This is a genomic window from Pseudomonas putida, assembly GCF_001976065.1.
Lineage (GTDB): Bacteria > Pseudomonadota > Gammaproteobacteria > Pseudomonadales > Pseudomonadaceae > Aquipseudomonas > Aquipseudomonas serbica.
Genome location: NZ_MNAH01000003.1, coordinates 522,146 through 542,062, shown reverse-complemented (window position 1 = coordinate 542,062; position 19,917 = coordinate 522,146). Strand labels below are relative to the sequence as shown.

At 61.0% G+C, this 19,917-nt stretch carries 20 protein-coding genes, 1 tRNA gene and 1 riboswitch; of the genes, 4 read left to right on the top strand and 17 right to left on the bottom strand.

Translation table 11 applies throughout. The features are described from left to right. Window positions 1-106: 106 nt before the first annotated feature. On the top strand, window positions 107-262 hold the full coding sequence (locus BKX96_RS13675; RefSeq protein WP_077184220.1) for a KGG domain-containing protein: 156 nt from the start codon (window positions 107-109) through the stop codon (window positions 260-262). A 74-nt stretch (window positions 263-336) separates the two neighbouring features. Continuing rightward, complete coding sequence (locus tag BKX96_RS13670; RefSeq protein WP_077184218.1) at window positions 337-840, top strand: DUF4142 domain-containing protein; 504 nt, start codon at window positions 337-339, stop codon at window positions 838-840. Window positions 841-885: 45 nt separating this feature from the next. Here BKX96_RS13670 and BKX96_RS13665 read toward each other — a convergent pair whose 3' ends face one another. After that, a complete protein-coding gene (locus BKX96_RS13665; RefSeq protein WP_046816725.1) occupies window positions 886-1,296 on the bottom strand; it encodes a low affinity iron permease family protein in 411 nt (136 codons plus the stop codon). Between the two features lie 351 nt (window positions 1,297-1,647). Between BKX96_RS13665 and tam the strand changes: the two genes are divergently transcribed. After that, complete coding sequence (gene tam / locus BKX96_RS13660) at window positions 1,648-2,418, top strand: trans-aconitate 2-methyltransferase (RefSeq protein WP_046816726.1); 771 nt, start codon at window positions 1,648-1,650, stop codon at window positions 2,416-2,418. A gap of 8 nt (window positions 2,419-2,426) precedes the next feature. On the opposite strand, the gene BKX96_RS13655 is transcribed toward tam, so the two are convergent. From BKX96_RS13655 to BKX96_RS13580, 16 genes are all read right to left on the bottom strand, one after another. Then, a complete protein-coding gene (locus tag BKX96_RS13655) occupies window positions 2,427-3,155 on the bottom strand; it encodes a class I SAM-dependent methyltransferase (protein WP_077184216.1) in 729 nt (242 codons plus the stop codon). 128 nt (window positions 3,156-3,283) lie between these two features. Further along, complete coding sequence (locus BKX96_RS13650; RefSeq protein ID WP_046816728.1) at window positions 3,284-3,553, bottom strand: hypothetical protein; 270 nt, start codon at window positions 3,551-3,553, stop codon at window positions 3,284-3,286. A gap of 415 nt (window positions 3,554-3,968) precedes the next feature. Further along, window positions 3,969-4,379 (bottom strand): type II toxin-antitoxin system HicB family antitoxin, encoded by a 411-nt coding sequence (locus BKX96_RS13645; protein WP_046816729.1) that lies wholly within the window; start codon window positions 4,377-4,379, stop codon window positions 3,969-3,971. 35 nt (window positions 4,380-4,414) lie between these two features. Next, window positions 4,415-4,594, bottom strand: coding sequence for a type II toxin-antitoxin system HicA family toxin (locus tag BKX96_RS13640; protein WP_077184214.1), 180 nt, complete (start codon window positions 4,592-4,594; stop codon window positions 4,415-4,417). Between the two features lie 427 nt (window positions 4,595-5,021). Continuing rightward, a tRNA-Gly gene (locus BKX96_RS13635) sits at window positions 5,022-5,095 on the bottom strand. A 173-nt stretch (window positions 5,096-5,268) separates the two neighbouring features. Next, window positions 5,269-6,153, bottom strand: coding sequence for an alpha/beta fold hydrolase (locus BKX96_RS13630; RefSeq protein ID WP_046816730.1), 885 nt, complete (start codon window positions 6,151-6,153; stop codon window positions 5,269-5,271). Between the two features lie 312 nt (window positions 6,154-6,465). Next, window positions 6,466-7,158, bottom strand: a complete 693-nt coding sequence (locus tag BKX96_RS13625; RefSeq protein ID WP_046816731.1) for a pseudouridine synthase — start codon at window positions 7,156-7,158, stop codon at window positions 6,466-6,468. Window positions 7,159-7,193: 35 nt separating this feature from the next. Further along, window positions 7,194-7,412, bottom strand: coding sequence for a cysteine-rich CWC family protein (locus BKX96_RS13620; RefSeq protein ID WP_046816732.1), 219 nt, complete (start codon window positions 7,410-7,412; stop codon window positions 7,194-7,196). Continuing rightward, the gene (locus BKX96_RS13615; protein WP_077184212.1) at window positions 7,399-8,892 is read right to left on the bottom strand and encodes a sensor domain-containing diguanylate cyclase; all 1,494 of its coding nucleotides are present in this window, start codon (window positions 8,890-8,892) and stop codon (window positions 7,399-7,401) included. Before BKX96_RS13615 ends, BKX96_RS13620 begins: the two co-directional genes overlap by 14 nt. Before the next feature lie 223 nt (window positions 8,893-9,115). Next, window positions 9,116-10,894 (bottom strand): allophanate hydrolase, encoded by a 1,779-nt coding sequence (gene atzF, locus BKX96_RS13610; RefSeq protein ID WP_077184210.1) that lies wholly within the window; start codon window positions 10,892-10,894, stop codon window positions 9,116-9,118. A 24-nt stretch (window positions 10,895-10,918) separates the two neighbouring features. Beyond that, window positions 10,919-14,572, bottom strand: coding sequence for an urea carboxylase (gene uca / locus BKX96_RS13605; RefSeq protein ID WP_077184208.1), 3,654 nt, complete (start codon window positions 14,570-14,572; stop codon window positions 10,919-10,921). A 259-nt stretch (window positions 14,573-14,831) separates the two neighbouring features. Continuing rightward, the gene (locus BKX96_RS13600; protein WP_046816736.1) at window positions 14,832-15,473 is read right to left on the bottom strand and encodes an urea amidolyase associated protein UAAP2; all 642 of its coding nucleotides are present in this window, start codon (window positions 15,471-15,473) and stop codon (window positions 14,832-14,834) included. An 11-nt stretch (window positions 15,474-15,484) separates the two neighbouring features. Then, window positions 15,485-16,210, bottom strand: coding sequence for an urea amidolyase associated protein UAAP1 (locus tag BKX96_RS13595; protein ID WP_077184206.1), 726 nt, complete (start codon window positions 16,208-16,210; stop codon window positions 15,485-15,487). Between the two features lie 12 nt (window positions 16,211-16,222). Next, on the bottom strand, window positions 16,223-17,011 hold the full coding sequence (locus tag BKX96_RS13590) for an ABC transporter ATP-binding protein (RefSeq protein WP_046816738.1): 789 nt from the start codon (window positions 17,009-17,011) through the stop codon (window positions 16,223-16,225). Continuing rightward, on the bottom strand, window positions 17,008-17,823 hold the full coding sequence (locus BKX96_RS13585; RefSeq protein WP_077184203.1) for an ABC transporter permease: 816 nt from the start codon (window positions 17,821-17,823) through the stop codon (window positions 17,008-17,010). Before BKX96_RS13585 ends, BKX96_RS13590 begins: the two co-directional genes overlap by 4 nt. Window positions 17,824-17,838: 15 nt before the next feature. Then, the gene (locus BKX96_RS13580) at window positions 17,839-18,906 is read right to left on the bottom strand and encodes a putative urea ABC transporter substrate-binding protein (protein WP_046816740.1); all 1,068 of its coding nucleotides are present in this window, start codon (window positions 18,904-18,906) and stop codon (window positions 17,839-17,841) included. Window positions 18,907-18,966: 60 nt separating this feature from the next. Further along, window positions 18,967-19,067, bottom strand: a riboswitch (guanidine-I (ykkC/yxkD leader). 337 nt (window positions 19,068-19,404) lie between these two features. Between BKX96_RS13580 and BKX96_RS13575 the strand changes: the two genes are divergently transcribed. Beyond that, window positions 19,405-19,863 carry a hypothetical protein gene (locus BKX96_RS13575; protein ID WP_077184201.1) on the top strand — a complete coding sequence of 153 codons (459 nt, stop codon included), beginning with the start codon at window positions 19,405-19,407 and terminating at the stop codon, window positions 19,861-19,863. Window positions 19,864-19,917: the final 54 nt, after the last annotated feature.

Below are 19,917 nucleotides of genomic sequence, written 5' to 3'. Positions count from 1 at the left end.
CCGTTCGTCGTGACGATTCCAGGTTTTCTAAACCTTTTGATGCGTGGAAATTCAGATTCTATGCGGGCTACAGCTCGCCGAGATCATCATCAAGAGGTAGAGAATCATGCCTAATTCAAGAAACTCGAACTCGGGAAACTTCGCCAATGATCGAACGAAGGCGTCTGAAGCCGGTCGCAAAGGTGGGAAAACCACCACCACGACTGTCGATAAAGAGCCTACGAAACCCATGGGCCGTAAACCTGGACAAAAGTCCAAGTAATCGATGAAGGTGGTTTTGATCGAGAAGCGGGAGCGAAAGCTCCCGTTTGAATCTTTACCGAGGAGGGCGCGACCATGAACCGCATGGCCACCCGATTACGCAACGGCGGCCTGGCCGCTTTACTGGGCCTGTGTGCCACCAGCGCCTTCGCCCAGAGCCCCACCGAATTCATCAACGATGCGTCGGCCCAGGGTATCGCCGATATCGAAGCCAGTCGCCTGGCGCATCAGAAGTCCGAATCCAAAGAGGTCAAGGACTACACCATCGTGGTGATCAACGACCGCACCACCGCCAACCAGCACCTGGCAAAAATCGCCAAGCAACTGGATCTGCCAGTGGCACCGCGCGAAGAGGTAGTGGAAAAAGCCAAGGCCCTGATGCCGCCAGTCACGGAAGGCGCATCGTTCGATGAGGCTTACGCGGCCAGTCAGGTCAAGACCACCGAGCAAGCCATCGAGCAGCTCGAACAAACGGCGCAGACCACCGACGTGCCGCAGATCAAGGCGTTCGCTGAAGAGACCCTGCCAAAACTGCAAAATCACCTGCAAATGGCCAGGGACCTGCAAGCCAGTCGCTGACCCTTAGCGTATGCGGGTGACTTTGGGTCACCCGCATACGCTCCATCAGCAGTTATTCAGATCCTGTTTGCCTTTCTCCTGGACCACGGTGCCATCGATGGAAATGGTCTGGCCTTCGCCCAGGCTGCGGTAGTGCTTTCTCAAGGCTTCCAGTTCCTTGAGGTCCAGCGCCTCGAGGCCCAGCATCGCGTTCTGAGCCTCCTTCGTCACCCGCAGCAGCTCATCGACCTTCAGGTGCAGAATGTCCGTGTCGCGGTTCTGGGTGTTCTGGATCAGGAATACCATCAGGAAAGTGATGATGGTGGTCGAAGTGTTAATGACCAGCTGCCAAGTATCGTTGAACCCGAAAATCGGCCCACTCAACCCCCACACTAAAATCAGGATGATCGCTCCCAGGAATGTCGTGGGGCTGCCGGTCCAGAGGGCAAGCTTTTGTGCGATTTTTGCGAATTTCATGGCCGTTTTCCTTATTGGGGATGCACCTGAAATTCAGACATCGGTGGCGAGATGAAAATTCGGCTTTTTACCCGCTCCAATGGAAAATCCCGTAGCCGTCCTCATAACCACCCATCTCCAGCGGCCGCCCCCAATCCACTGTAGGAGCTGGCTTGCCAGCGAAGGCGCCCTCATGGCCGCCCCCTCTCTACCGGCCCCACCCGATCCACTGTAGGAGCTGGCTTGCCAGCGAAGGCGGCGGAAAGACTACCGCAATCTTCAAGGTGCAATAGAGCACCGCCCACCAGTCGATGTATCGTAGCGAACCCGTTGTCAGCCAAGCCCCAGACAACGAACCTACAGGAGAACGCAATGAGTTGGTCCGCCAAACAATACGTCGCTTTTGAAGATGAACGCACCCGTCCCGCCCGCGACCTGCTGGCCGCCATCCCCGCCGGGACGGTGCGCTCGGCCATCGACATCGGTTGCGGTCCGGGTAATTCGACCGAGTTGCTGGTGGAACGCTTCCCCGATGCCACGGTGCGCGGACTGGACAGCTCAACGGACATGATCGAGGCCGCGCGCAAGCGCTTGCCCCAAGTGCAGTTCGACATCGCGGACATCGACACCTGGAGTGACACTGGCCCGTTCGACGTGATTTTCGCCAACGCGGTGCTGCAGTGGATACCGGATCACGCAACATTGCTGCCTGCGCTGGTGAGCAAGCTCGCGCCCGGAGGCAGCCTGGCGATCCAGATGCCGGACAACCTCAATCAACCCTCACACCGCTTGATGCGCGAAGTCGCGGCGCAAGGTCCTTGGGCCGAAAAACTGGCAGGCGTCGCCAAACAACGGACCGAAATGGCCGATGCCAGCGTTTATTACTCGATGCTCAAAGCCTGTTGCACCCGCGTCGACGTATGGCGCACCACGTACCATCATCCGCTGGCGGGGGGCGCGTCGGGCGTGGTGGAGTGGTTCAAGGGCAGCGGCTTGCGGCCGTTCCTCGAACCGCTGGATGAGGCAGAACGCGTGCAGTATCTGCAGCAGTATCAGTCTGCAATCGTACAGGCCTATCCGGCATTGGCCGACGGTTCGGTGTTGCTGCCGTTCCCGCGGTTGTTTCTGGTGGCGACGCGCTGACTCATCTATCAGCGCTGTACCGCGACCAGCAGCATCATCGGTCGCTCCCGCTCTTCGGCCAATGCCGGTTGCGCTTCAACCTCGGCATCCGTGGGGCCCCATTCGTTGACATGCTGGATGCTGAAACCAGCGCCAATCAATGTGTTGAGCAAGGTGCCGAGGGTGCGATGCTGCTTGATCACGCCGTCGGCCAACCAGTTGGTCACACGCTCGCCTTCCCTCTGATAACCATCGACCGGCCAGCTCCTGCGGCCCTCGGCATCGGTGATCCAGCCGGGATCACGCGGCGCCATGAAGATCGGATGCTCGATGGAAAACACAAAACGTGAACCGGGTTTGAGCGCTGTGTGGATAGTCGCGAACAGCCCCGGCAAGTCCTTGATGTAATGCAGCGCAAGAGAGCTGTAGGCCAGGTCGAAACTGTCTGCCGGCAGATCGAGCCGTTCCAGGTCTGTGTGTTCGTAGCGGATGTTGCTGGCAGACGTTGTGCTACGAGCCTGATCGAGCATTTTCTGCGAAACGTCCAGGCCCAGCACACTGTGGGCGCCTTGCTCACTGGCCCAGCGGCAAAACCAGCCGTAACCGCAACCGAGATCCACCACTTTCAAACCTTGCATGGGCGGCAACATCGCCCTCAGCGCAGGCCATTCCGGTGCGGCATCGAGGCCGCCAATCGAACGGGCCATTTGACTGTAGCCCTGAAAAAATCCGGGATCGTCGTAGATGTTTTGAGTCATGGTAGTGGTGCTCTGCTGAGATCGTTTGGGTTAGCGCAAACCTTGTGGGAGCGAGCCTGCTCGCGATGACGGTCGCACAGTCACATCTGAGTTGCCTGCCAGGCCACCATCGTGAGCAAGGTGTTACGTCAGGACGTTTCGGCATCCATGCGTCGAGCGATGACATCCAGCACATCGCAGCCATCGCGCAAAGGGATGCAGCACAACAATGCGAAGTCGCTGAGGATGACCGAGTCTGTGCTGATTTCACCTCGCATCGCGAGGTTTTCGAGAACCTGCGTCACGGCACCGATCCGGTATCGGGCACTGCTGAGCAGTGAGTGCAACGGTTGAGTGGTGTTGACGTAAAACGAGGGGAGGTCGTCGGCGTTGCTGGTTAGAGCCATGTATTCATTCATGAGTGATTTCCATGGAGAGGAGATGTCCCACCACTCAATCGTCGCCAAACAAAGGGTGGTAGCTGTACGCGGGTTGGCGAACCGGGCCATGGTAAACCGGCAGACCCTAGGGTCTCCCACGCACAGCCACCAAAAAACAGGTAGCCAAGTGCGTTCAAAAGCGCTCCGAGAAAATCTCGGAGGCTTCTGTACCACGGCATCGAGTCGCCAAACCCGATACGCCATTTGGGGCGCGCTCGGACTATAGGTCTCATGACTAAGGCACAGCAATGCGCGAGTGTACGGACATTTCCCAGACTATTGTAGGACGTTGCTTTTTTTAGAAATGGCATCACGTGAGATCCGGCAATTCACTAAATTGCGGCGACAAAAAAACCGGCCACGTGGGGCCGGTTGATGCATCACCGCAATAAGGTCATGAGCTCTGCTGCAATACCTTGAGCGCTGCCGAGGCCAGAAAGCCCGAACGGCTTTTCTCTTCCGGGTGGTGCAGCACGTACTCATCGATACGGTTGAGCAGGTACCCAGGCAGGGTGATGTTCAGCTTCTGGGCCTTGCCTAGATACTTGGTAACGTCGATGTCCACCAGTGCCCACGCACATCCCGCGTATTTTGGGTTGGCTGCGTGCAATGTCACTTTATTCGCGGGGGGAATGGCTGAACCCCCTTCGGCCAGAATCTCGAAATGGCCTTCAATGGCTTCTCGGGCCATCGCCATCGCATCATCCAGATCTTCCCCGGCGGAAAAGCAGCCCGGGATGTCAGGGACTTCAACGCCCCAGGCGTGCTCCTCATCTCCCATTGAAATCGCAATTGGGTAAAGCATTGTCATTGTCCTCCGAGGACTCGGCGCAGCGTCTGTCAGAGCAGCGCTTGTTGCAAGATACTGATGGCCGTTTTCTTGAGAAGATCTTTCTTCGGGTGAGGGACTGTCACCAGCCCCGGTTTGGTCGGATGCTTGAAGTGATGATGGCTGCCTCTGATACGTACCAGATACCAGCCGTCCGCAACGAGTTGGCTTATCAAAAATCGGCTATTCACATCACCTCCCTGTGGTGTGCTTGTGGTTACTATACCTACTGGTTATTTTTAATCAACACTATAACCACCAAGTCATCCTGGCTCGGTGGGACAGCGACAGGATTGGAGTCTAGAAGGGCGCTGCGGACATGCCTTTGGGCAAGCCTGAAAGGAGAGGGTTGGAGTATTGCGAGGTTTTGCGCGTAGGGATCGGTAGACGTGAAAAGGCTAATGCTTGATGAAAAATGATACTGAAACCGTATTTTTTGAAAAAAACGCTAACGGGTTCAGAGTAGTCGCGACAGCGGCGGGGATATTTGCTAGTCGACCAGCGGAAATGACATGGCGAATCTCACCAAACCCCACGCATAAAAAAACCGGCCATCTAAGCCGGTTTTTTCTTTACCTGCATCCCCCGTCAAAAAACAACGTGAGACAAGAATTCGGTTGGAGCGGGTGAAGGGAATCGAACCCTCGTTATCAGCTTGGGAAGCTGGAGTAATGCCATTATACGACACCCGCTCAGAGCGGTGACTTTGTACCAGATGTGCGCGTGGAAATGAAGTTTTTCTTTGCGTTTGATGGCTTTAGCGCGGGTGAAACACATGCACGGACCCTGTGGCGGTCGTTCGCGGGCAAGCCTCGCGCCTACAGATTATGTAAGGGCAGCGGGGCTTGCTCGCGATGACGCTGTTTCAGAGGGACAATGCATGGTGGTCCTGAACGTAGTGGTAACGCGGTCGGCTATCGTGCTGTGCCGGCTTCAGGAACCCCAGTAATGCGTTGCGGCTGTCTCGGCAGGCGGCTTTGTGTTCCATGTCGAGAAAGTGGCCGGTAGCGCCCAGGGTCGTGAAGGTGGCGTCTTGCACGTGGTCGGCGAACAACCGGGCGCCGTCGGCGGCGGTGTATTCGTCCCATTCGCCGTTCATGAACAGCACCGGTACGTTGATTTTCTGCGCCGCCTTGAAGAAGCACTGGCGGTCGCTGTGCAGCAGGTCGCTGATGTGGAAGTGCATCTGCCCGTATTCGTGATCGGCCAGGCTGCTGACGTGACGATAGTTGAAGCGCTTGAACAGCGTCGGCAGGTGTTTGCCGATGGTGCTGTTGACCAGGTTGCCGACCCGGTCACCGTCACGGCTGCCGAGGTAGTCCACACCGCGCTCGAGGTAGTCGAGCATGTGCGCATTGATCTCCGGGGAGAACGAGCTGATCACGGCTTTTTCGATGCGCCGTGGCTGTTGGGCCAAGGCGACCAGGGTCGCGGCGCCACCCCAGGAAAACGACAGTACGTGTTCGGCGGCGAAGTGGTCGATCAGCTCAAGGAGGATCTGCCCTTCGACTTCCTTGGTCAGCAATTTCTCATGCAGGTTGTGGGCTTTGGACCGGCCCGCGTAGGGCTGGTCGTAGCAGACCACATTGAACTGCGGGTGGAGGTTCTTCACGGTTTGAGCAAACGACGCAGTCGTGGCCATCGAGCCGTTGACCAGAATAATGGTCTTTTCTGCGGCGTCTGCGCGATAGAACTCCGTGTAAACCCGATACTGACCCTGTATATCCAACACAGCGATTTCTGGCCTCATGTCATAAGACTCCTGGCAAGCGGGTATGCGCGCAAAAGAGATTGCACGAGCTTTGTGACAGGTAGGCATACGCCTTGGAAATTGTTAGCCCATGTCGATCCATTGAAGTCCGGTCGACGGGTATTGTTATTGGCGGGCAGTCTGCCGGGTGAGGCCGGAACCCAAGGGTTCCTACCGGCAAAAAGTTTCTTAGATACGTCTTGTGACTCATCGGTCACATTTCGGCCGACGTCCTGATTCAAGCAGGGGTCACGTCATCGCGCAAGTGCCTTTGGTAAATTGTTCGACAACTTCTGCTCAGCGGTAGGCTGCTTAGATCAATTCGATCTCATCATCGCTCAGCGGGCGGTATTCGCCCGGTTTCAACGCGTTGTCGAGCACCAGCGGGCCCATGGATTCGCGATGCAGGCGCAGCACCTTGTTGTTGAAGTGACCGAACATGCGCTTGACCTGGTGGTAGCGGCCTTCGACGATGCTCAGGCGAGCACATTTGGGGCCCAGTAGCTCTAGCCCGGCGGGTTGGGTGGTGAGATCTTCGAAGGCGAAGTACAGGCCTTCGCGGAAGGTGATCGCGTATTCGGGGCCGATGTCCTGCTCGGTTTCAACGTAATAGACCTTCGCCAGTTTGGTCTGCGGCTGGGTCAGGCGTCGCGACCAACTGCCGTCGTTAGTGATGAGCATCAGCCCGGTGGTGTTGAAATCCAGGCGTCCGGCGATGTGCAGGTCGTCCTTGTCCGGTTCCGCGATCAGGTCGAGGACGGTGGGGTGTTGCGGGTCGCGGGTGGCGCTGACGCATCCGGCGGGTTTGTTGAGCATGAAGTGACGCAGCGGCTTGCCGGCTTGCAGCACCTGGTCGTCGACTTCGACGCGGCTGAATTCACGGACGTCGGCATGGGGATCGCTGACGGTCTTGCCGTCGATCCTGACGCGTTTTTCCACCAGCAACAGGCGTACCTGCTTGCGGTTGAAGCAGGGCAGGTTGCTGAGAAAACGGTCGACGCGCATGACGTGAAAATCAGTGAAGAAAGGGGGCGCGCATCTTACTTGATCAACTGCGCCGATGCTTGCAACTGCGCCTCGACCTCGGCGCAACGCGGGCACAGGCAGGCCGCGTTGCGCAGTTCGGCGGGCAGCGCCTGGAGCACCGCCGGGTCGATGCTGACGCCGTAGCACCAGCAGGCCCGGTCAGCGGTTCGCGGGTCGGCCAGGGTGCAGTCGTTGGGTGCGCCGCAGGCCGGGCAGAGGTCAGGCTTTTTCATAGGCAGGATGCGGCAGTTCCACGCAGATTCGGTTGCGGCCCGATTGTTTGGCCCGATACATCGCATGATCGGCCCGAGACAGCAGGGTGTGCAAGGTGTCATCGGGCAGCAGGGTGGTCAGGCCGATGCTGACGGTCAGTTGCAAGCGGTTGCCATTGTACGCATAGGGCTGTCGCTCCACATGCTGGCGTATTTTCTCGGCGATTACCTGGCCGCCATCACCGTCGGTGTCCTTGAGCAGCACGATGAATTCTTCACCGCCCCAGCGACAGACGATGTCGGAGTGGCGCAGGCAGCTTTCCAGGTCCCGGGCGAAGCCGATCAGCACCTGGTCGCCGGCCAGGTGGCCGTAGGTGTCGTTCAAGGCTTTGAAGTGGTCCAGGTCCAGCAGCAGCGCCGTCAGCGGCCTGGGTTCGCGCTGGGCTTCCTGCAGCGCTTGCGCGGCCAGCAGGTCGAAACCGCGGCGGTTGGGCAGTTCCGTCAGGCTGTCGAGCGTGGCCTGGGTCTGGATCTGTCCCTGGTAGCGCTTGATCACGCGGTTGAGCAAGGCCAGCACGATCAGTGTGACGATCAGGCAGATCAGCAGGTTGAGGTACAGCGAGCGGCGGATGTCGCTGAGGTCACCGTCTTCGCGCTTGTCGACGAACAGGTACCAGTTCAGCTCCGGGATGAAGCGCACGTTGAGGAAATGGCCCTGGCCCTGGCCGGAATATTCGTAGCTGCCGCTGTGGGGCTTGGGCAGTTGGCTGAGCAGGTTCTTCATGCTGTCGAGTTCGGCCAGGGTCTGCCCGGCCACGGCACCCTGAGGCCCGCCCTCGGCCCCGGTGAGTACCAGGCGGCCGAAGGTGTCGACGAAGTACACGCTGCGTTGGTAGCGCTGCTGGTATTTGTCGATCAGCTTGATCACCGCATCGACCGTCAGCCCGACACCCGCGGCGCCGATGAAGCGGTTGTTGTAGTCGTAGACCTTGTAGTTGATGAAAACGGTCAGGTTGTCCTTGTTGGCGAGGTCCGGATCGACGTTGATCTCGTAGGGATCCTTCATGTCACGGACACGGAAGTACCAGGCATCGCGGGGCTCGGTGACCTTGACCTGCTTGAGTACACCCTTGGCGTGGTAGTAGGTCAGGCTGGCGTCGGAAACGAAAAACGCCGTGTAGGCACCGTAGTGGGTCATGACCTCGTCGAGGTAGCGGGTCATCTGCCCGGTGTCGCGTTCGCCGTTGACCACCCAGTCGCGCATGAAGGTGTCGCGGGACATCATCGAGGAAATCAGGATCGGCCGGACCAGGTCTTTCTGGATTTCCGAGTAGACGGTGTCCGAGGTCAGCGGCAGTTCGGTGTTGACGATGTTGTCGCGGATCGACGCTCGCGAGGCGTAGTAACTGAGAAAGGAGGTGGCCAGGAAGCCCGCGCCCAGCAACGCGATCAGCGTGAGAACCAACGACCGTTGGGAATACAGCGGCGAGCGAAGTGGCATGGCAGTTCCATTGTCAGCAATCCGATGGCAAGCATTCTAAGGGCTGGCGCGGGAAATAACTGCCCCATGTGCGCCGCGAATGGTCGTTCCTGTGTTGTGGCACAGATTGCAGATCGTTCCCACGCTCCTGCGTGGGAATGCAGCCAGGGACGCTCTGCGTCCCCTCCAAAGCCGGACGCGAGGCGTCCGTTGAGGCATTCCCACGCGGAGCGTGGGAACGATCTCAGGTTCGAGACTGCAGGTAGGCGCGCCATCCACCCAGATGGCTGATATCCACTGCCCCCTCCAATCCATAGGCCTCACAGATAAACCCGCTTTCCCAGCGACCATCTGCCAGTTGCACCTTGCCCAGCCCCAGCGGTGCCGGGATGCCGGTGAGGAACGAGCCCAGTTCGCTGCTCGGCAACTCCCAGACTTCCACTGCAATCGCCACGCCGCCTTCCTTGACCCGGACCATGCCCGGACGCAACGGCGGGCCACCGGCCAAGGCATAGAGTTGATAATCGGCCGAGCTGAACGTCGATTCCACCAGGCGCGCGCCGCGCTGTTTGAGCTGCCAGTTCAACGCCAGGCCATCCAGGTGCGCGCCACAGACCACCAGCCGCGCCCGGTCATGGCGCGCAACAGCGGTCGGTGACGGGGCCGCCAAGCCTTGCTGGCGCTGCAAGCCGTCGGCCAGGCTCAACAGATACTGATCGGTGAACGCCCGCCCGAACAAGGTCACGCCCCAGGGCAGGCCGTTGTCCATGAACGCGCTGGGCACCGCGACGGCGGTGTAGTCGAGCAGGTTCATGAAGTTGGTGTAGTAGCCCAGTTCGCTATTGCGCCGTACCGGTTCGGCGTCGAGTTCTGCCAGGGAGACCGGGCGGCCAATGGTCGGCGTGATCACGCAGTCGAGGTTTTGCAGCGCTTGGTCGCACAGGGCTTTGAGCGCTTGCAGCCGGTATTGGGCGCGGAAGGTTTGCACACCGCTGACCGCCGGCGCCTTGGCCAACACAGCGCGGATCACCGGCAACACGGCTTGCGGGTTTTCCTCCATCAGCTCGCCAGCCACGCTGTAGCGTTCCGCCACCCACGGGCCTTCGTAGAGCAAACGCGCCGCTTCGAGGAAGGGCGACAGGTCCAGTTCTACCGCTTCACCACCGAGGGTCTTGAGTCGCTCGATTGCATCGGCAAATAACAGTGGGCCTTCAATGCAACCGAAAAATTCCAGGTCCTGCGCCCGCGGTACACCGAAACGGAACGCACGCACGGCGCCGAACGCCGAGCCGTCATTCCACAATGGATTACTGCGGCTGTACTCGTCCCGTGGATCAAGTTTCGCGGTCAATGCGAGCAGTTGACTCGCCTCCCGGGCGGTCGCGGTAAAAGTTGTCACGCAATCGAGGGTGCGACAGGCCGGCACCACGCCCGCGGTGGAAATCAGGCCCTTGGTGGCTTTCATCCCGACCAGGTTGTTCAACGCCGCCGGCACCCGCCCGGAACCCGCGGTGTCAGTGCCCAGGGAAAAACTCGCCACACCGAGGGCCACCGCCAGGGAAGAGCCGGCGCTGGAGCCACCCGACGGGTACTCCGGCAACACGCTGTTGGGGCACGCGCCATAGGGCGAGCGCGTGCCATTGAGGCCGGTGGCGAACTGATCGAGGTTGGTCTTGCCCAGCGGCACGGCGCCCAGTGCCAGCAGTTGCTCGACGATGGTGGCTGAACGTTGCGGTACATAGGCAAACGCCGGGCACGCCGCTGTGGTCGTTATGCCGGCCAGGTCGATGTTGTCCTTGATCGCGAACGGCACGCCATAGAGGGGCAGGCTGTCGATGTCGCGGCCGTCGAGTGCGGCGAGGTAGGGTTCCAGTTCTTCGGCGCTGAGCAAATGGATGAACAGGTGATAGTCCGGGTTCAATGCCGCTGCTTTATCGCGCAGGCTTGATAGCAATTGACGAGGCGTGGTGCTGCCGTCGCGATAAGCGTTGCGCAGGGCGTCGAGTTGCAGGTTGATGTTCATGGTATTCGTCCTTTCGAAATAGGTTCAGTCGAGTTCCAGCACCACGACGCGTTGTCCGGCGCGCACCGCCGAACCCGGCTGCACGCGAATCTCGCGCACCACGCCGGCCATTGGGGCGAGCAGGGGGATTTCCATCTTCATCGACTCCAGGATCACCAGCACGTCACCGGCTTCGACCCGGCTGCCGGCCTGCACCTGGACTTGCCAGAGGTTGCCGGCGATGTGGCTGTCGACGCTCTGCTGACCGCTGACCAGAGGCGCGTCTTCGCTCGCTTCTGGAACCAGCTCTTCGCTGTCGAAATGCGCCTGGCCGCTGGCGATCCAGCGCTCGCGCTCGGCGTTGAATGCGGTTTGTTGCTGATCACGAAAAGCGCTGATGGTCTCTGCTTCCTGTGCCAGGAAAGCCTGATAGTCCGCCAGGTTCAGCTGGCTGTGTTCGATGTTCAGATCGAAACGCCCGAGGGGGAAATCCCGGCGAATGCGCAGCAGTTCATCGGCGCTGACCGGGTAGAAACGGATCTGGTCGAAGAAGCGCAGCAACCAGGGTTTGCCATCGAACGCGGCGACTTCGCGGTAGCGATTCCACATCTGTAAGGTGCGCCCGACAAACTGATAACCGCCGGGGCCTTCCATGCCGTACACGCACATGTAGGCACCCCCGATGCCCACCGAATTTTCCGCGGTCCAGGTGCGCGCCGGGTTGTACTTGGTGGTCACCAGGCGATGGCGCGGATCGAGCGGGGTGGCGACCGGTGCGCCGAGGTAGACATCGCCCAGGCCCATCACCAGGTAGCTGGCGTCGAACACCGTGCGTTGCACTTCGTCGAGGTTCGGCAGGTCGTTGATGCGGCGGATGAACTCCAGGTTGCTTGGGCACCAGGGGGCGTCCTTGCGCACGGTGGTCATGTATTTCTCGATCGCCAGCTGACAGGCCGGGTCGTCCCAGGACAGCGGCAGGTGGACGATGCGCGAAGGCACCTGCAGGTCCTTGGCCGCGCACACGGCGTCCCATTCCCCAGCCACGATGCCGAGCAGGTCGGCGAGCGGCAATTGCTCGGGTTGGTAGTGCACTTGCAGCGAGCGGATGCCCGGGGTCAGGTCGATCACACCGTGCAGGTCTTTGCTTTCCAGCGCCTGCATCAGGGCGTGGGCGCGGAAGCGCAGGACGAGGTCCAGTTCGGGGGCGCCGATTTCAAGGAGCAGATGGGTATCGCCGGAAAGGCGCGCCACCAGGCGCGTGTCGTCCTGACCAATGTCCAATACAACAGGCGACACCATCCCCTGTGGAAGCGGCGGTGCGGCGATCCGACTTGCTCGCGAAAGCGGTGCTTCAGACACATCAATGTTGACTGACACGCCCCCTTCGCGAGCAAGCCCGCTCCCACATTGATCCCATTTCAAGGCCAGGGTGCGGGCGGTCTTGATGTCGACGGGGGAGAACTGCACCTTGTCCCCAGCCTTGAGCTGCCCAAGTTGCCAAAGATCCGCCTCGATCACCGTCACCGGGCACACGAACCCGCCCAGGCTCGGGCCATCCGGGCCGAGGATCACCGGCATGTCACCGGTGAAATCCACTGCGCCAATGGCGTATGGATTGTCGTGAATATTTGATGGGTGCAGCCCGGCCTCACCACCATCGGCGCGCACCCATTCAGGCTTTGGCCCGATCAGGCGCACGCCGGTGCGGCTGGAGTTGAAATGCACTTCCCACTGGGTCGCGAAGAAAGTGCCGATGTAGTTTTCAGTGAAGTATTCCGGTGCGCCGTGAGGGCCGTAGATCACGCGAATTTGTCGTACCGCAGGCAACTCGGCGATATCAGGCAGTTGCGCACCGACGCTACGGTCGCAGAGCGCCGGTAGGTGCAAGACATCCCCGGCGCGTAGAGCACGACCGCCATGCCCGCCAAACTGGCCGAGGGTGAAGGTACTTTTGCTGCCCAGATAATCCGGGACCTGCAAGCCACCGCGCAGGCACAGATAGCTACGCGCGCCAGCGCCGGCAATGGTGCCGAGACTCAATGTGGCACCGGCCGGAATGAGCAGAGCGGTGTTCATCGGCACGGCTTCACCGTTCAGCGTGAGCGGAATTTGCGCACCGGTTACCGCCACCACCGCATCACAATTGAACCGCAGCAACGGCCCGCTCATGGTGATTTCCAGCGCTGCGGCGCCTTCGTCATTGCCCAGCAAGAGGTTGCCCAGGCGCAACGCGCGACTGTCCATCGGTCCCGATGGCGGCACGCCTACCGCCCAATAGCCGAGGCGGCCGGGATAGTCCTGGACGCTGGTCTGGGTGCCGGCGTTGAGTACTTCGAAGGTGTTGGCCTGATACACCAGGCCTTCCAGGCAACGGGTCCATGGCTGGCCGCTGGCGAAAGGCACATCCAGCAGAATCTGCCGCAGGTAATCGCGGTTGGTTTCCACGCCATAGAGCAGGCTTTTACCCAATGCTTCATGCAGATCGGTGCGCGCTTCTTCGCGGGTCGGCGCCCAGCTGATGACCTTGGCGATCATCGGGTCGAAGTAGGGCGGGATCTCGCAACCGGCCTCGACCCAGGTGTCGATGCGCAGCTGTTTGCCGTCGGCGCCGGGAAAATCTACGGCAGTCAGCAAGCCCGGACTCGGTTGAAAATCCCGCCCCGGATCTTCGGCATAAAGTCGTGCCTGAATCGCATGGCCGTCAGCTTTCAAGTCCTGGCTCAACGCGCTCAGCGGCGGCAGATCACCAGCTGCCAATTGCACCATCCAGCGCACCAGATCGACGCCCCAGACTTGCTCGGTAACGCCGTGTTCCACCTGCAAGCGAGTGTTCACTTCCAGGAAGTAGAAACGCCGTGCATCGCTGTCAAAGACGAACTCGACTGTGCCGGCGCTGCGGTAACTGACCGCCTTGGCCAGCTTGATCGCCGCTCTGCAGAGTTCATCGGCCATGCCCTCGGGCAGGTTTGGCGCCGGGGTTTCTTCGAGGACTTTCTGGTTGCGCCGCTGCACTGAACAGTCGCGCACGCCCAGGGCGATTACCTCGCCACGGCCGTCGCCAAACACTTGCACTTCCAGGTGCCGGGCGCGCTGGATGTACTTCTCGATGAACACGCCGGCGTCGCTGAAATTGTTCTGGCCCAGGCGCTTGACCGCCTCGAAGGATTCGCTCAACTCGACCGCGCTGCGGCACACACGCATGCCGATGCCGCCACCGCCGGCGGTGCTTTTAAGCATGACCGGATAGCCGACTTGCTCGCCGGCGATCAGCGCTGCGTCGAGGCTGTCGAGCAACTCGGTGCCTTCGAGCATCGGCACGCCGTGTTGTCTGGCCAGGGCACGGGCGGTGTGCTTGAGGCCGAATACGCGTAGCTGCTCTGGGGTCGGGCCGATGAAAGCGATGTCGGCGGCTTCGCAGGCTTCGGCGAAGGCGGCGTTTTCCGAGAGAAAGCCGTAGCCGGGGTGAATCGCCGTGGCGCCTGTGGCCTTGGCGATGGCGAGGATTTTGTCCACCGCCAGGTAGGTGCCAGCCGCCGCGCCTTCACCAAGGCAATGGGCCTCATCGGCTTGCAGGATGTGCAGGCTCGCGGCATCGGCTTCGGAGTACACGGCAACGCCTGCCACCTGCAGTTCGCGCAGGGTGCGCAGGATGCGGCAGGCAATCGCGCCACGGTTGGCAATCAGGACTTTTTCGAACATGGCATAACCCCTGGAGGGGATGCGGGCCGTCCCGCAGTTTTTTGACATGCATCGGGGCCGTCCCCGATGACAGAAATTCACACCACCCCCTGTAGGAGCTGGCTTGCCAGCGAAGGCGGAGTGTCAGTCGACATCCATGCTGGATGTGACGACCCCTTCGCTGGCAAGCCAGCTCCTACAGAGAGAAGTGGTCACTTAATGCACTGCCCGGAGCGGGCCTGGCACAGGGCGAATAACCATTTACGCAAACGGCTGAGTGTCAGTTCCATACCAGCAGCTCCGCAGGGGTCGGGTTGTAGGCGTTGCACGGGTTGTTCAGTTGCGGGCAGTTGGAGATCAGCACGATCACGTCCATCTCGGCGCGCAGGTCGACGTACTTGCCCGGTGCGGAAATGCCGTCTTCGAACGTCAGCCCGCCGTCTGCCGTGACGGGTACGTTCATGAAGAAATTGATGTTCGGCCCGATGTCGCCTTTGCCCAGGCGCCCGTCATGCACGCAGGCGCGCAGGTAGTTGTCGCGGCAGCTGTGCATATGGCGTTTTTCCAAGGCGTAGCGCACGGTGTTGCTCTCTTGCGCGCAGGCGCCGCCGAGAGTGTCGTGGCGCCCGCAAGTGTCGGCGACGATAGTCAGCATCGGCTTGCCGAGGTTGGAATACAGCACGCTGCCGGTCGTGAGGTACACGCTGTTCTGCCGCCGCAGGGTGCGCTGCACGTCGTAGCGTTCCTTGGGATTGGCGACGCTGTAGAACAGGGTGTCGACAGCCTGGTTGCCTTCCAGGTCGAGGATGCGCAGGGTCTGGCCGGCCTTGACCTCCATCAGCCAGGGTTCGCCGGCGGGGATGGTTGCACGGTAGACCGCGGTTTCTGGCTGCGGGTGAACTGTGGCGATTGCAAGTGACATGGCAGCGATCCTCAGGCGAACAGACGGTCGGTGTTGATGAAGCCGCGCTCGTTTTCCGGGCGCGAGGTACGGCAGTGTTCGGCAACGCTGGGGTCGGCGTTCATCCAGCTCAGCTTCAAGGGTTTCGGGGCGTACTCCGGGGCCGGGTCCATCGGATGCTGCAGGGCGGTGAGCACCACCAGGGTGTCCATCGGCGCGTACAACTCGATGTAGTCGCCGGCCTTGGAATTGCCTTCGACGAAGTGGAAGCGCCCGGCGTCGTCGACGTTCACCCGGCTGAACAGGTTGAGGGTCATCAGCAGGTCGGACAGGCCCAGGCCCCACTTGCCCAGTTCCACCAGCAGGTTGTCGGTGCCGTTGCGGAAGAAGCCGTTGCGCAGTTCCTGATAGCGGCCCTGGCCGTATTTTTCTGCCACCTCTTCAGCGCAGAGCACGCCGCCAAGGCTGTCGCTCCAGCCGCAGGTGTCAGCGGTGATGGCGGCCAGTACGCGGCCCATGTCCGAGTACAGGCAATGGCCGGCGGTGAGCTTGGCAGTGTGTTGGCATTTGAGGCTGTCAGGCAGGTTCAGGCGTTCGGTTTTTTCATTGGCGTTGAGCAGCGTCAGGCTGACGTTGGCGCCGCCGCGCAGGTCGGTCAGGCGCAGCAGCTGGCCGCGTTTGAGCACGAAGGAACGGTGGCCGCCACCGGGCAGCATTTCTTCGGCGAAGGGCGGGAACAGTTGGGTCGAATCAGTCATGTCGAAGTCCTCTCAAGCGGTTCGTAGCGCGCCTGCCAGTTGCACCGGCAAGGCGTCGACGGCGGCACGGCAGGTGCGGCGGTCGCTGTTCAAAGGGATGTCGTAGGTGATGCGTGCGCCATAGGCGCCGGGGGCGTGCGGGTCGAGGCGGACCTTGTCGAACACCAGCAGGCGAGTGCCGAGGCTGAAGCCTTCGGACAGGTCATGGGTGACCATGAATACCGTCAGTCGGGTCTCGCGCCACAGCTCCAGCAGCAGGGCGTGCATGTCCTTGCGGATGCCCGGATCGAGGGCGCCGAAGGGTTCGTCGAGCAGCAACACCCGCGGCTTCATGATCAGCGCCTGGGCGATGGCGAGGCGTTGTTGCATGCCGCCGGAAAGCTGCGCCGGGTACTTGTCCAGCGAGTGCCCGAGGCCGACTTTGTGCAACAGCACCGCAGCCTGTTCGCGGGCCTGCTTTTTAGCGCTGCCGAACAGGCGTCCGAGCAAGGGCGAGCGGGGCAGTTCGAGGCCGAGGGCGACGTTGTCCAGCACGCTCAGATGCGGGAATACCGAATAGCGCTGGAACACCACGCCGCGGCTGGCATCCGGCTCTGCGGCCAAGGGCTGACCGTCGAGCAGGATCTCGCCGCGACTGGCGCGTTCCTGGCCGAGCAGCAGGCGCAGGAAGGTCGATTTACCGCATCCGGAGGCGCCTACCAGGGTGCAGAACTCACCCTCGGCGACGCTCAGGTTCAGACCTTCGAGCACCACCTGGTCGGCGTATTGCTGCCAGACGTTTTTCACCGTGATGAAACTCATGCCCGCGCTCCTTCGTACCAGGGGAATGCACGCAGGGTCAGGCGCTTGAGGCCCCAATCCATCAGCCAGGCGAGCAGGGTGATCCACACCACGTACGGCAGGATCACGTCCATCGCCAGGTAGCGGCGCACCAGGAAAATCCGGTAGCCGAGGCCGTCGGTGGAGGCGATGGCTTCGGCGGCAATCAGGAACAGCCACGCCGAACCCAGCATCAGGCGCAGCGAGATCAGCAGGCGCGGCAGCAATTGCGGCAGCACCACCCGCAGCATCAGGGTCCAGGTCGATGCACCGAGGGTCTGCGCCTTGATCAGCAGTTCCACGGGAATTTCCCGGGCGCGCTGTTCCAGGTCGCGGGCCAGGGCCGGCGTGATGCCGATCACGATCAGCATCACTTTCGACAATTCCCCCAGGCCGAAGACGATGAACAGGATCGGCAGGATCGCCAGCGGTGGCACCATCGACAGCACGGTCAGCAAGGGTGACAACGGCGCGCCGAACAGCGGCAGGGTGCCGGCGGCAATGCCCAGGCACAGGCCGGCGAGCGCGCTGATGCCCAAGCCGATGGCCAGGCGTCGCAGGCTGGAGGCGCTGTCCTGCCAGAGCAGGTATTCGCCGGTGCGGCTGTCGGCCACGAAGGCCAGGCGCTGCACGGCGTCGCTCATTTGTACGGCGCTGGGCAGCAGCTTGTCGTTGGGATTGTCTGCCAGCCGCTCGGCCGAGCCCATGAAGTAGGCGAACAGCAGCAGGGCGAACGGCAGGATCACCAGCAACAGGCGGCTCGGGCGATCCGGGTGGCGATTGATCAGGCGCATGGCCAAGTCCTCTGGTTACAACTTGGCGTCGGCAGCCATCTGCACGTAACTGGGGTCGAAGCGCAGCTTGAGGTTGCCCTTGTCGCCGCTGGTGACCCCGTTGGCGAAGGCCATGCCGACCGCGCTGGTGTCTTTGGCGCCTTCACCGAGCAAGCCGTGCTGGAAGGAAAACTCGGCCACCTTGCGCATGGTTTCCGGCAGTTGCTTGCTGGTGCTGAACGCCAGGGCTTCCTGGGGGGTGGCGAACAATTTGGTGGTGTCCAGCTGCGCCTGGAAACCGGCCAGGTCGGTGCCCGAGGCTTTGGCCATGTGCTCCAGTGCGGCCTTGCTCGCGGCGTTTTTCGCGTTCATCAATTCGATCACTTCGAACCAGGCGCCGGTCAGCGCTTTACCCAGGGCCGGGTTGTCCTTGAGGGTCTGGGAGTTGACCACCATCATGTCCATGATCTCGCCGGGGATCTGGCTGGAGTTGAAGACTTCGGTCACGCCGGGCTTGGCCTTGATGTCCGACAGCATCGGGTTCCAGGTGGTGACGGCGCTGACCTGGTCGGTGTTGAAGGCGGCGGAGATGTCGGCGTCGGAGGTGTTGACCACTTTCAGGTCTTTCTCGGTGAGGTCTACCGAATCCAGGGCCCTGGCCAGCAGGTAGTGCGACACCGAGAGCTCGACCAGATTGACGTCCGTGCCCTTGAGGTCGGCGACTTTCTTGCCTTCGCCCTTGAGCACGATGCCGTCGTTGCCGTTGGAGAAGTCGCTGACGATCAGCGCGGTGCTGTCGACGCCGCCAGCGGCCGGAATGGTCAGCGCATCCATGTTGGTCATGGTGCAGCCGTCGAATTGGCCGGCGGTGTACTGGTTGATCGATTCGACGTAGTCATTGAGCTGCACCACATCGATCTTGATGCCGTACTTCTTCGCCCACTTGTCGACGATGCCTTGGCTGCCAGCGTATTCCCATGGCATCCAGCCGGCGTAGATCGTCCAGCAGACGCTGAAGTGGTCTTTCTGGGCGGCGTGGGACGAGAGGCTCACGAGGGCTGCGAAGGCAGCGGCGAGCAGGGCGGGTAAACGATGCTGGGACATGGTGGTTCTCCAGTTGATCAAGGGCGGACAGGAAGGCAGCGGCACCGCGAACGGTGGCTTGTCTCCCGGGCTTTTGTCCCGCCGTGTAACCTCAACTGGAGGTCGCCAACTCTCGGACCAGCCACTCGCGCTTGCGAGCCGGAACCCTAGTCAGCCATTGCAAATTGTGGTGCCGCGAACCTGTGATGACTCCTGCACGTATTTGTTAAAGCGAGAGACGTGCCAAGTCGATTGAACCGCTCTGGTCCGCGGGGTTGTTCTACTGATCATGTAACAAGGTCGCTTGCGCTTGCCTTGTGATGGTGCGCGGATGCACCGCAATGGGACGTGCTGGCCATCGTTAACGGATGAAAACCTTTCATCGAGGAGATGTTTCAACGTATTGCGGAAACGCACCAGATCTCGAATTCGATGTCTGATCTACCGACAGTCACAGAAAGTTTGACTGTCGCTTGCCAGCGTCGCTGGTATGGCTCACTCGCGGTCCAGGAGGCCGCTATGCATCGACAAATTCTTCTGATTGCCGTGTTGGGTTTGTTTCTGAATGGTTGCGTACCATATTCCGATGGAGGAGCCGGTTATTACAGTTCCGAGGTCTACACCTCGCCAGCGCCCTATTACGCCGGCGGCGGCTCTTACTACTCCAACGGCGGCGGTTACTACACGCCACCGCGCCGGTACTACGCGCCGCCTGCACGGTATTACCAGCCCACACCGCGCTATTACCACCAGCCGCGGGTTTATCAACCGGCGCCGCGCTATTACCAACCGGCACCACGCTATTACCAGGCTCGCCCAGACTACCGGGCGCATGGTTGGGATGGCCGTAACCGCGGCGGCTGGAACAACGATGATCGGGGTGGACGCAACAACAACCGCGGCGGTCGAGGTGACCATAACGGCCGGGGCGATCATAACGGTCGCGGTGATCACGACGGCCGGGGCAACCACCGCTAGTCTCATGCATTAAAGCAATACCTGTGGGAGCGGGCTTGCTCGCGAATAGGGCGT

Coding starts and splice junctions, on each gene's coding strand:
- BKX96_RS13645 (WP_046816729.1), bottom strand. CDS start 4,379: ATGCTTTACCCAATTGCGATTTCAATGGGAGATGAGGAGCACGCCTGG.
- atzF (WP_077184210.1), bottom strand. CDS start 10,894: ATGAACATCAACCTGCAACTCGACGCCCTGCGCAACGCTTATCGCGAC.
- BKX96_RS13590 (WP_046816738.1), bottom strand. CDS start 17,011: ATGAGTTTCATCACGGTGAAAAACGTCTGGCAGCAATACGCCGACCAG.
- BKX96_RS13655 (WP_077184216.1), bottom strand. CDS start 3,155: ATGACTCAAAACATCTACGACGATCCCGGATTTTTTCAGGGCTACAGT.
- BKX96_RS13620 (WP_046816732.1), bottom strand. CDS start 7,412: ATGAAAAAGCCTGACCTCTGCCCGGCCTGCGGCGCACCCAACGACTGC.
- uca (WP_077184208.1), bottom strand. CDS start 14,572: ATGTTCGAAAAAGTCCTGATTGCCAACCGTGGCGCGATTGCCTGCCGC.
- BKX96_RS13625 (WP_046816731.1), bottom strand. CDS start 7,158: ATGCGCGTCGACCGTTTTCTCAGCAACCTGCCCTGCTTCAACCGCAAG.
- tam (WP_046816726.1), top strand. CDS start 1,648: ATGAGTTGGTCCGCCAAACAATACGTCGCTTTTGAAGATGAACGCACC.
- BKX96_RS13675 (WP_077184220.1), top strand. CDS start 107: ATGCCTAATTCAAGAAACTCGAACTCGGGAAACTTCGCCAATGATCGA.
- BKX96_RS13595 (WP_077184206.1), bottom strand. CDS start 16,210: ATGACTGATTCGACCCAACTGTTCCCGCCCTTCGCCGAAGAAATGCTG.
- BKX96_RS13585 (WP_077184203.1), bottom strand. CDS start 17,823: ATGCGCCTGATCAATCGCCACCCGGATCGCCCGAGCCGCCTGTTGCTG.
- BKX96_RS13600 (WP_046816736.1), bottom strand. CDS start 15,473: ATGTCACTTGCAATCGCCACAGTTCACCCGCAGCCAGAAACCGCGGTC.
- BKX96_RS13580 (WP_046816740.1), bottom strand. CDS start 18,906: ATGTCCCAGCATCGTTTACCCGCCCTGCTCGCCGCTGCCTTCGCAGCC.
- BKX96_RS13630 (WP_046816730.1), bottom strand. CDS start 6,153: ATGAGGCCAGAAATCGCTGTGTTGGATATACAGGGTCAGTATCGGGTT.
- BKX96_RS13665 (WP_046816725.1), bottom strand. CDS start 1,296: ATGAAATTCGCAAAAATCGCACAAAAGCTTGCCCTCTGGACCGGCAGC.
- BKX96_RS13575 (WP_077184201.1), top strand. CDS start 19,405: ATGCATCGACAAATTCTTCTGATTGCCGTGTTGGGTTTGTTTCTGAAT.
- BKX96_RS13650 (WP_046816728.1), bottom strand. CDS start 3,553: ATGAATGAATACATGGCTCTAACCAGCAACGCCGACGACCTCCCCTCG.
- BKX96_RS13615 (WP_077184212.1), bottom strand. CDS start 8,892: ATGCCACTTCGCTCGCCGCTGTATTCCCAACGGTCGTTGGTTCTCACG.
- BKX96_RS13670 (WP_077184218.1), top strand. CDS start 337: ATGAACCGCATGGCCACCCGATTACGCAACGGCGGCCTGGCCGCTTTA.